This is a genomic window from Kitasatospora sp. NPDC032150 (genome assembly GCF_055579945.1).
The window spans coordinates 1-11432 of the sequence record NZ_JBVIMH010000060.1; the positions used below are offsets into that span (position 1 = coordinate 1).

At 73.5% G+C, this 11432-nt stretch carries 3 protein-coding genes; 2 read left to right on the forward strand and 1 reads right to left on the reverse strand.

The features are described from left to right. Window positions 1–8488, forward strand: an 8488-nt coding sequence (locus ACZ5ON_RS34640) for a type I polyketide synthase (RefSeq protein WP_465601208.1), incomplete at its 5' end; no start/stop codon positions are given. A gap of 264 nt (window positions 8489–8752) precedes the next feature. On the opposite strand, the gene ACZ5ON_RS34645 is transcribed toward ACZ5ON_RS34640, so the two are convergent. After that, complete coding sequence (locus ACZ5ON_RS34645; protein ID WP_465601210.1) at window positions 8753–9775, reverse strand: glycosyltransferase family 39 protein; 1023 nt, start codon at window positions 9773–9775, stop codon at window positions 8753–8755. A 394-nt stretch (window positions 9776–10169) separates the two neighbouring features. Here ACZ5ON_RS34645 and ACZ5ON_RS34650 point away from each other — a divergent pair, with 394 nt between their 5' ends. Further along, entirely contained in the window at window positions 10170–11288 is a 1119-nt protein-coding gene (locus tag ACZ5ON_RS34650) for an agmatinase family protein (protein WP_465601212.1), read from the forward strand. The last annotated feature ends 144 nt before the right edge of the window (window positions 11289–11432 follow it).

An 11432-nucleotide genomic window follows, 5' to 3' on the forward strand; every position in this document is an offset into this window, starting at 1 on the left:
GCTGACCGGGCAGGCGGCTTCGGCGGAGGAGCTGTGCTCGCCCGAGTACTGGGTGCGTCACGTCCGCGAGGCGGTCCGCTTCTGCGACGCGATCCAGGCGCTGGAGGCCGAAGGCGTCCGCACCTACCTGGAGTTGGGCCCGGACGGGGTGCTGTCCGCGATGGGGCAGGAGTGCGTGAGCGAGGACGCGGTGTTCGCGTCGGTGCTGCGCTCCGGCCGCCCTGAGGCCCAGACGCTTACCACTGCCGTCGCGCAGTCGTACGTGCGTGGCACGGCCGTGGACTGGGCGGCGGTCTTCGCGGGCCGGGGTGCCCGTCGGGTGGATCTGCCCACCTATGCCTTCCAGCGCCAGCGCTACTGGCCGAACGTGCCGCCGCTGGGTGCGGGCGATGTGACCATGGCGGGCCTCGGTGCGGCGGACCACCCGCTGCTGGGCGCGGCGGCCGAACTGCCGGACTCGGGTGGACTGGTGTTCACCGGGCGGTTGGCGCTGTCGACCCATCCGTGGCTGGCCGACCACGCGGTGCTGGGTAGTGTGCTGCTGCCGGGTACGGCCTTCGTCGAACTGGCCGTTCGCGCCGGTGACCAGGTGGGCTGCGACCTGCTGGAGGAGCTGACCCTCGCGGCGCCGCTCGTGCTGCCGGAGCAGGGCGGGGTGCAGCTGCGCCTCACCCTGGGCGCGGCCGACGAGTCGGGCGCCCGGGCGTTGAGTCTGCACGCCCGCCGCGAGGACGCCCCCTCGGAGGAGCCGTGGACCCGGCACGCGACCGGTCTGCTGGCTCCCGGTGCGCAGTCGCCCGGCTTCGACCTGGGCGAGTGGCCGCCGGCCGGTGCGATCGAGGTCGAGCTGGACGGCCGGTACGAGGCGCTGACGGGGATCGGCTTCGACTACGGCCCGGTCTTCCAGGGCCTGCGCCGGGCCTGGCGGCGAGGGGACGAGGTCTTCGCGGAGGTGAGCCTGCCGCAGCAGGCCGAGGCCGAGGCCGGTCTGTTCGGTCTGCACCCGGCCCTGCTGGACTCGGCGCTGCACGCGCTCGGCCTGGCGGCTCCCGAGGGGACCGACTGGCAGGGCAGGCTGCCGTTCTCCTGGACCGGTGTGTCGCTGCACGCGGTCGGCGCGTCTGCGCTCCGGGTGCGCCTGGCGGCGGCCGCCTCGGACGGCGTCTCGCTGGAGCTGGCCGACGAGGCCGGCCGGCCGGTGGCGTCGGTGGGCGCACTGGTGCTGCGGACGGTGTCGGCCGAGCAACTGCGCTCGGCGCAGAGCGTGTTCCATGAGTCGCTGTTCCGCCCCGAGTGGGTGGCGCTGCCCGCCGGCCCGGCTTCCGAGGGCGAGCGTTGGGCGGTGCTCGGCGGCGATGCGCAGGTACTGGGTGATCTCGGACGGGCCGTCGAGGCCTACCCGGATCTCGCGGCGCTCGCGGCGAGCGGGGACGTTCCCGACCTGGTGCTGGCTCCCTGCCTCGGATCGGACGGCCAGGAGGAGTCGGACGGCCAGGAGGAGCAGGACACCGCCGCTGCCGTCCGGGAGACCGTGAACCGGGTCCTGGGCCTCGTCCAGTCGTGGCTGGCCGAGGACCGGCTGGCCGGGGCCCAGCTGGTGGTGGTGACCCGTGGCGCGGTGGCGACTTCCGCCGACCCGGATGTCACCGACCTGGCCCATGCCGCCGCGTGGGGTCTGGTGCGCTCGGCGCAGACCGAGAACCCCGGACGGATCGTCCTGGTGGACCTGGACGGCGAGGCGTCGTCCCGCCGGGCACTGGGCACCGTACTCACGGCGGAGGAGCCGCAGCTGGCCATCCGGCAGGGTGTGCCGCACGCGCTCCGGCTGGCCCGGATCGAGGTGTCGCCGCAGCCCGAGGCCAAGGTGTTCGACCCCGAGGGCACGGTTCTGATCACCGGTGGTACGGGTGCGCTGGGCGCCCTGGTGGCCCGGCACCTGGTGGCCGAGCACGGTGTCCGGCAGCTGCTGCTGACCAGTCGCCGTGGTGCGGATGCGCCGGGTGCGGAGGAACTGCGTTCCGAGCTGGTCGAGTCGGGTGCGGAGGTCACGCTGGCGGCGTGTGACGCGGCCGACCGGGAGGCGCTCGCCGCCCTGCTCGCCTCGGTGCCCGCCGAGCGGCCGCTCACGGCGATCGTCCACACCGCGGGCGTCACCGACGACGGAGTGCTGTCCTCGCTGACGCCCGAGCGGATCGAACGCGTGCTGCGGCCCAAGGCCGAAGGCGCCTGGAACCTGCATGAGCTGACCGCCGGTCTCGACCTCTCGGCGTTCGTCCTGTTCTCCTCCGCCGCCGGTGTCTTCGGCGGTCCCGGGCAGGGCAACTACGCCGCCGCCAACGCCTTCCTGGACGGGCTGGCGCACCACCGTGCGGCCCGCGGCCTGCCGGCGACCTCGCTGGTCTGGGGCCTGTGGGCGCAGAGCAGCGGAGTCAGCGGGCACCTGGACAGCAATGACCTGGCCAGGATGGAGCGTTCGGGTCTGAGCGCGCTCTCCTCGGACGAGGGCCTGGCGCTGTTCGACGCCGCGATGAAGTCCCCGGGCGAGGTGCTGGTCCCGATGCACGTCCGGACGGCCGCGCTGCGGACGCAGGCGGCGGCCGGACTGGTGCCCCCGCTGCTGCGCGGACTGGTCCGCACCCCGGTGCGCCGGGCCGTCGAGGCGGCGGCGCGCGGCGCGGGCTCCGAGTCCGAACTGGTGCGCCGGCTGGCCCCGCTGGCCGCCGCCGAGCAGGAGCGTGCGCTGCTGGACGTGGTCCGCGGGCAGGTCGCGGCAGTGCTGGGCTATTCGGGCGCCGAGGCCGTGGACGGCGAACGGGCGTTCAGGGAGCTGGGCTTCGACTCGCTGACCGCCGTCGAGCTCCGCAACCAGCTGAACGCGGCGACCGGGCTGCGGCTGCCCGCGACGCTGATCTTCGACTACCCCAACCCGGCCACGCTGGCGGGCCACCTGCGCACCGAACTCCTGGGCGCCGAGCGGGAGTCGGACCTGCCGGCGACGGCCTTGGCGGTGGCGGCCGACGACGACCCGATCGCGATCGTCGGCATGGCCTGCCGCTACCCCGGCGGGGTGACCAGCCCCGAGGAGCTGTGGCAGCTGATCGCCGGGGAACGCGACGGGATCTCCCTGTTCCCGACCGACCGCGGCTGGGACCTCGACGCCCTGTACGACCCGAACCCGGACAACCCCGGGACCTCGTACACCCGCGAGGGCGGCTTCCTGCACGACGCCAACTACTTCGACCCGGCCTTCTTCGGCATCTCGCCGCGTGAGGCGCTGGCGATGGACCCGCAGCAGCGCCTGCTGCTGGAGACCACCTGGGAGGTGTTCGAGCGGGCCGGCATCGATCCGGCCACCATGCGCGGCAGCCGTACCGGTGTCTTCGCCGGCGTGATGTACCACGACTACGGCACCCGACTGCGGACCGCCCCCGACGAGGTCGAGGGCTACCTCGGCACCGGCAGCTCCAGCAGTGTCGTCTCCGGGCGGGTCGCGTACACCTTCGGCCTGGAGGGGCCGGCGGTCACCGTGGACACCGCCTGCTCCTCCTCGCTGGTTGCGCTGCACCTGGCGAGCCAGGCCCTGCGCAACGGCGAGTGCACCATGGCGCTGGCCGGCGGTGTGACGGTGATGTTCACCCCCGGTACGTTCGTCGAGTTCAGCCGCCAGCGCGGGCTGGCGGAGGACGGCCGCTGCAAGTCCTTCGCGGCGGCGGCGGACGGCACCGGCTGGGGTGAGGGCGCGGGCATGCTGCTGGTCGAGCGCCTCTCGGACGCTCGCCGCAACGGACACCGGGTGCTGGCCGTGGTGCGGGGCAGCGCGATCAACCAGGACGGTGCCTCCAACGGCCTGACGGCGCCCAACGGTCCGTCTCAGCAGCGGGTGATCCGGCAGGCGCTGGCCTCCGCCGGGCTGACCCCGGCCCAGGTCGACGTGGTGGAGGCGCACGGCACCGGCACCACGCTGGGCGACCCGATCGAGGCGCAGGCGCTGCTGGCCACCTACGGTCAGGACCGCATCGACGACCGGCCGCTCTGGCTCGGCTCGGTGAAGTCCAACCTCGGCCACACCCAGGCCGCTTCGGGCGTCGCGGGTGTGATCAAGATGGTGATGGCGATGCGGCACGGTGTGCTGCCGCGCACCCTGCACGTCGACGATCCCTCGCCGCACGTGGACTGGTCGGCGGGGGCGGTCTCGCTGCTCACCGAGGCACAGCCCTGGCCGGAGACCGGCCGTCCGCGCCGCGCGGCGGTGTCCTCGTTCGGTATCAGCGGTACCAACGCCCACACCATCCTGGAGCAGGCACCGTCCGCCGAGGACACGGTGCGGGCGGACGGCGGGACCGAGGCGGGCGACACTCGCACGGCGCTGCCCTGGGTGCTGTCGGCGAAGGGCGAGTCCGCCCTTCGGGCCCAGGCGGCCCGTCTGCACGCCGTCGCGGACGAGCAGCCCGGGCTGAGCCCGGCCGACGTCGGCCACTCGCTGGCCGCCACGCGCGCCGCTCTGGAGCAGCGAGCCGTGGTCATCGCCGATGACCGTGCGGAGTTCCTGCGCGGGCTGGCCGCGCTGGCGGCCGGTGAGGCCCCGGCGAACGTGGTGCAGGGCTCGGTGGCCGGTGGCCGCTTGGCGTTCCTGTTCACCGGGCAGGGGAGCCAGCGGGCCGGGATGGGCCGCGAGTTGTACGAGGCGTTCCCACCTTTCGCCGAGGCTTTGGACGCGGTGTGCGCGGAGCTGGACGGGCACTTGGAGCGTCCGCTGCGCGAGGTGGTCTTCGGCGGCGAGGAGTTGGACCAGACCGGGTACACGCAGCCGGCACTGTTCGCGATCGAGGTGGCGCTGTTCCGCCTGGTCGAGGCGTGGGGGCTGCGGCCCGACCTGCTGGCTGGTCACTCGATCGGTGAGCTGGCCGCCGCGCATGTGGCGGGTGTGCTGTCGCTGGCGGACGCCGCCGAGCTGGTGGCTGCTCGCGGCCGACTGATGCAGCAACTGCCTTCGGGCGGTGCGATGGTGGCGGTGCAGGCCTCCGAGGACGAGGTCCTGCCGTTCCTCGCCGAGGAGTTGGGGATCGCGGCGGTCAACGGGCCGACCTCGGTGGTGATTTCCGGCGCCGAGCGGGCCGTGCTGGAGGTCGCGGAGAAGCTGGCCGCGGACGGTCGCAAGACCAAGCAGCTGACGGTGAGCCACGCGTTCCACTCGCCGCTGATGGAGCCGATGCTCGCGGAGTTCCGCACCGTCGCCGAGGGCCTGACGTTCGCCGAGCCGAGGATCCCGATCGTCTCCACCCTCACCGGCTCGGTCACGGACGAGATCCGCACCGCCGAGTACTGGGTGCGCCACGTCCGCGAGGCGGTCCGCTTCCACGAGGCGATCCGCACGCTGGAGGACGAAGGCGTCCGCACGTACGTGGAGTTGGGCCCGGACGGGGTGCTCTCCGCAATGGGCCAGGCGTGCGTGAACGAGGACGCGGTGTTCGCGCCAGTGCTGCGCTCCGGCCGGCCCGAGGTACGGTCGCTGACCGCCGCCCTCGCACAGGCCTACGTCCGTGGCACGGCCGTCGACTGGCCAGCCGTGTTCGCCGGCCTGGGGTCAACACGGGTCGAACTGCCCACGTACGCCTTCCAGAAGGAGCGCTACTGGCTGGACACGGGCGTGTCCGCGGGCGACATGGCGTTGGCGGGGCTCGACCTGGCCGGCCACCCGCTGCTGGGCGCGGCGGTCGAACTGCCGGACTCGGGCGGATTCGTGTTCACCGGGCGGCTGGCGCTGTCGACGCATCAGTGGCTGGCCGACCACGCGGTACTGGGCAGCGTGCTGCTGCCGGGTACGGCCTTCGTCGAACTGGCCGTCCGGGCCGGCGAGGAGGTGGGCTGCGAGCTGCTGGACGAACTCACGCTGGAGGCGCCGCTGGTGCTGCCCGAGCGCGGCGGTGTGCAGCTGCGCCTCACGCTGGGGGCGGCCGACGAATCGGGTGCCCGGGCGTTGAGCCTGCACTCCCGCCGCGAGGACGCTCCCGCGGAGGAGCCGTGGACCCGGCACGCGACCGGTCTGCTGGCCCCGGGTGCACAGGAGTCCGGGTTCGACCTCGGTGAGTGGCCGCCGGCCGGTGCCGAGTCGGTCGACGTGGACGGGCTGTACGAGGGAGCCGCGGCGGTCGGCCTGGACTACGGACCGGTCTTCCAGGGCCTGCGCCGGGCCTGGCGCCGCGACGGCGAGGTCTTCGCGGAGATCCGGCCCGCGCTGGACGGGCCCGGCCTGGACACCGCGCCGTACGGGCTGCACCCCGCGCTGCTGGACGCCGCCCTGCACGGGGTCGGCCTCGGCGGTCTGGTCCGTGACGCCGACCAGGACGCGGGCCGCGCCCGGCTGCCGTTCTCCTGGGGCGGGGTCCGGCTGCACGCCGCGGGCGCTTCCGCGCTGCGGGTGCGGCTGGCCTCGGCCGGTTCGGACAGCGTTTCGCTGTGGCTGGCGGACGAGTCGGGCCGGGCGGTCGCGTCGGTGGACGCGCTGGTGCTGCGGGCGGTCTCGGCGGAGCAACTGCGCTCGGCGCAGGGCGCGTTCCAGGAGTCGATGTTCCGCCCCGAGTGGGTGGCACTGCCCGCCGGGCCGGCCGTCGAGACCGGACGCTGGGCCGTGCTGGGGACCGGCGCCGACCTGGACGGCTTCGAGCGGAGCTTCGAGGTGCACCCGGACCTGGCGGCGCTGGCGGCGAGCGGGGACGTCCCCGAGGTGGTGCTCGCCCCCTTCGCCGGGACGGGTGCCGCCGGGGAGGACACCGCCGCCGCCGCCCGGGGCGCCACCCGGCGCGCCCTGGAGCTCGTCCAGTCCTGGCTGGCCGAGGACCGGTTCGCCGACGCCCGCCTGGTGGTGGTGACCCGTGGCGCGGTGGCGACCGCCGCCGACGCGGATGTCAGCGATCTGGTGCACGCTCCGGTCTGGGGTCTGCTGCGCTCGGCCCAGGGCGAGAACCCGGGGCGGATCGTCCTGGTGGACCTGGACGGTGACGGCGCCTCGCTCGGTGCGCTCCCGGCCGCACTCGCCTCCGGCGAGCCGCAGCTGGCCGTCCGGCAGGGCGTCTCGCACGCCTTCCGGCTGGCCCGGGTCCCGGCCGTCACCGAGCAGGCCGCCGAGCCCAGGCCCTTCGGGCCGGAGGGCACGGTTCTGATCACCGGTGGTACGGGTGCGCTGGGCGCTCTGGTGGCCCGGCACCTGGTGGCCGAGTACGGTGTCCGGCAGCTGCTGCTGACCAGTCGCCGTGGTGCGGATGTGCCGGGTGCGGAGGAGCTGCGTTCCGAGCTGGTCGAGTCGGGTGCGGAGGTCACGCTGGCGGCGTGTGACGCGGCCGACCGGGAGGCGCTCGCCGCCCTGCTCGCCTCGGTGCCCGCCGAGCGGCCGCTCACGGCGATCGTCCACACCGCGGGCGTACTCGACGACGGGATCGTCTCGACGATGACTCCCGAGCGGCTGGACGGGGTACTGCGTCCGAAGGTGGATGCGGCCTGGCACCTCCACGAATTGACGGAGCGTCAGAACCTTTCGGCGTTCGTCCTGTTCTCCTCCTCCGCCGGTGTCTTCGGCGGTCCCGGGCAGGGCAACTACGCCGCCGCGAACACCTTCCTGGACGCACTGGCGCAGCACCGCAAGGCGCGCGGCCTCGCGGCGAGTTCGCTCGCCTGGGGCCTGTGGGCGCAGGACGGCGGCATGGCCGGCGGCCTGGACGAGGCCGACGTGGCCCGGATGGCCAAGGCCGGGCTGGCGCCGCTGTCCCCGGCAGAGGGCCTGGCGTTGTTCGACGCGGCGACCGGCGGTCAGGACGACGCGGTGCTGGCTCCGATGCGGCTCGACGTGGCCGCGCTGCGGGCCCAGGGCGATCCCGAGCTGGTGCCGCACCTGCTGCGGGGGCTGGTCCGGGTGCCGGTCCGGCGGTCGTCGGCGGGAGCGGGCGCCCAGCTGGCCGAAGAACGCACACTGGCCCAGCAGTTGGCCGGTCTGCCGGACGCCGAGCGGGACCGCGTCCTGCTGGACGCGGTGCGGACCCAGGTGGCCGCGGTGCTCGGCTACGGCGGCCTTGAGGCGATCGAACCGGGACGCGGTTTCGTCGAGCTCGGCTTCGACTCGCTGACCGCCGTCGACCTGCGCAACCGTCTGGGCGCGCTGGCCGGTGTGCGGCTGCCGGTCACGCTGATCTTCGACTATCCGACCCCGGCCGCCCTGGCCGCCTACCTGCGGGAGGAGACCCGCCAGGACGAGGCGTCGGCCGCGCCGGTGCTCCCGATCGGTGCGGAACTCGACCGTCTGGAGTCGATCCTGGCCAACCTCGCCCCCGGTGAGGAGGAGCGGCGCAGCGTCACCGCCCGCCTGCGGTCCCTGCTGTCGATGTGGACCGAGGCCCAGGGCCCGGACACCGAGTCGGCCGCGGCCGACGCCGAGCTCGAGTCGGCGACGGCGGACGAGATCTTCAGCCTGCTGGACGAGGAGCTCGGTCTGTCCTGATCCGACCCCGCCGGGGCCTGCCGACCGATCGGGTCGGCGGGCCCCGGCGCACTCGGCTCCCGTGGCCGCCGTCCGGGACGGAGCACCGTCCCGTCCCGGACGGCGGCCACGGCGATCGGTGGGCGGAGGCGACCGGTGGCAACCGGCGGCGGTCGTCAGTGATGGAGCGGACATGCGGTGGGCCCCGGGACTGATCCCGGGGCCCACTGTCATGTCGTCAGGCGAAGCGGTGACAAGTCCGCAAAGACAAGGGCGGTGGCGCGGTCAAGCGACGGCGCGCAGGCCGGGCCAGAGCTTGGACCCTGGGGTGTGCAGGCCCTCGCAGAGCCAGACGGCCTTGCCCTGTTCGGTGTTCTTCACGCCCACGCCGTCGTCGATCGTGGCCACCTGCCGTACGCTGGCGAACTCCTTGCGCAGCTCGGTCTTGTCGCCGCCGACGTACAGTACGGCGCCGGAGTCGTCCGGCGGTGCGCCGAAGTACCAGGCCCCGCGCTGCGGGCTGTACGCCTTCGGCAGCCCGTCCCCGGGCCCGTAGCGGTCCAGCGCGCCGGCCGCCCAGAAGGTGTCGGTGACGATCACCGCGTTGTACTCCTGGCCGACGGGCAGCGCGTGGTAGGCCTTCGCCACGGTGGCCGCCAGCTGAGGCCAGCCGATCGTCTCGGTGGTGGAGAAGTTGGCGCCCTGCGGGGTATGGCCGACCGAGGAGACCGGGTACACCGGGAGGCCGGCGAGCGCCACCGCCGCGCAGATCACGAAGGCGGGGGTGCCGAAGCCCCAGCGCCATCCGCGGGCCGCCGGGCGGTGCTGGAGGGAGACCGCGCCCGCCGCCCAGAGCATCGGGAACAGGCCGGCGACGTAGTAGGCCCGACCGTCGGTGAGCAGGAAGAACGCGGTCACCGCGACCGCCGCCCACCCCAGGAAGCGGTAGTCGCGCAGCGCCTCCATCCGCAGCAGCCGCCACAGCCCCGCGCACATCAGCAGGAACAGCGGGAAGCCGGAGAGGGTCAGTGCCAGCGGCAGGAACAGCACCTGGCCGCCGAACAGCGAATCGTCCTCGGCGGCGATCGCATCCGTCATCTCCGCCTGCGGCCAGCCATGTCGGGCCTGCCACACCAGGCTGGGCACCGTCACCAGCACCGCGATCGCGGCCGCCGCCCAGAGTGCCGGCCGGGCGAGCAGCGAGCGCGGGCCGGCCACGGCCACCGCGCCGACCAGGGCCAGCAGGAACACACCGACCGGTTGTTCCGCGGCGCCCGGTGGCGCGGCGTTGTCGATGGTCTGGCTCACGGTTTCTCCACGTGGGTCGATTCTTCGCATTCGGCGGTCCGGTTTTCGGCCGATATCCCGAGTGCATTCGCTTGCGCCGGCCGGCCATAGGGCCCGCGGCGTCCACGCTCCCTATTGCCGGGCCGGTCTCAATCCGCATTCCCGCGCCTGGCCGGCTCGCCGGGCAGAGGGCGTCAGGGATGTGCTGCGGGCGACTCGATCCTATGGCAGTCTCCTTGTGTCGCAAGGAGCTTGACGTCCTCCGCAGTAGGGGTCGGTCCGCGCCGGATAGGGGTCGGATAGGAGGTGGACAAGGGTTCGGCGGATTTTCCGGCACAACTAGGCTGGTGCCGCAGCGAAATATGCGAACCGTCCGAATGCGGAATGCGCCGTAACGTCCACCGAGGAGAAGTGTGTGAACGACAAGCCTCAGACGCCCGAGTTCCGCCTGGAGATCGACCGGTCGGCGGCGCCCGGCCGCGAGCCGGGGCCGATCGACCTCCGCCGGTACTACGCGACCCCCGCGCACTCGGGCATCCCGACCTTCATGGGCGTTCCGCTCTGCCTCAACCAGGAGGACCTGAAGGCAGGGAACGCCGACGTCGCCGTGCTCGGCATCCCGCTGGACTCCTCGATCGGCCACCGCGGCGCGGCCTACGGCCCGCGGATGATCCGCGCCGACGAGCGGTACATCTTCAACGCCCCCGAGGCGGTGATCAACGCCAGCACCCGGATCAACCCGTTCGACGTGCTGAAGGTGGTGGACTACGGCGACGCGGCCGTGGACGCCTTCAGCACGCCTAACTCGATGGACCACATCCGGGGACTGGTCCGGCAGATCGCCGAGGTCGGGGCCGTCCCGGTGCTGCTCGGTGGCGACCACTCGCTGCTGTGGCCGAGCGTCGGCGCGCTGGCCGACGTCTACGGCCCGGAGAAGATCGGCGTCATCCACTTCGACGCCCACCCCGACTGCCACGACTCGCAGTTGGGCCACCGGGCCACCCACAGCACCCCGATCCGGCGGATCATCGAGGACGAGAAGATCCCGGCGGGCAACGTGGTCCAGGTCGGTCTGCGCACCGTCACCGGCCCCGACAACCAGCTGTTCAACTGGATGCGTCGACAGGGCATGAAGTCGCACTTCATGGCGGAGATCGAGCGGATCGGCTTCCACGCCGTGCTGGACAAGGCGATCGCCGAGGTGCAGGAGAACGCCGAGTTCGTCTACCTCTCGCTGGACATCGACGTGCTGGACCCGGCCTTCGCCCCCGGCACCGGCACCCCCGAGCCCGGCGGCCTGACCAACCGCGAGCTGTTCCCGGCGTTCCGCCGGATCTGCCACGAGACCAAGGTCATCGGCATGGACGTGGTCGAGGTCGCGCCGCACCTGGACTCCGGGTACTCCACCACGATGAACGCCCGCCGCGCCATCTTCGAGGGCCTGACCGGCCTGGCGATGAACCGGTTGAAGATCGCCGGGCCGAACTACCTCAACCCGATCGTCTCCGGGCAGGTCAGGTTCCCGATGGGCTGAGACCGACCGGCGGCAGAGCCGGACACCAGCGGAGGGGGGGGGGGGGGGGGGGGGGGGGGGGGGGGGGTGTTGGAGTGGGGGGGGGGGGGGGGGGGTGGGGGGGAGGGGGGGGGGGGGGGGGGAAGGGAAAGAGGAGGGGAGGGA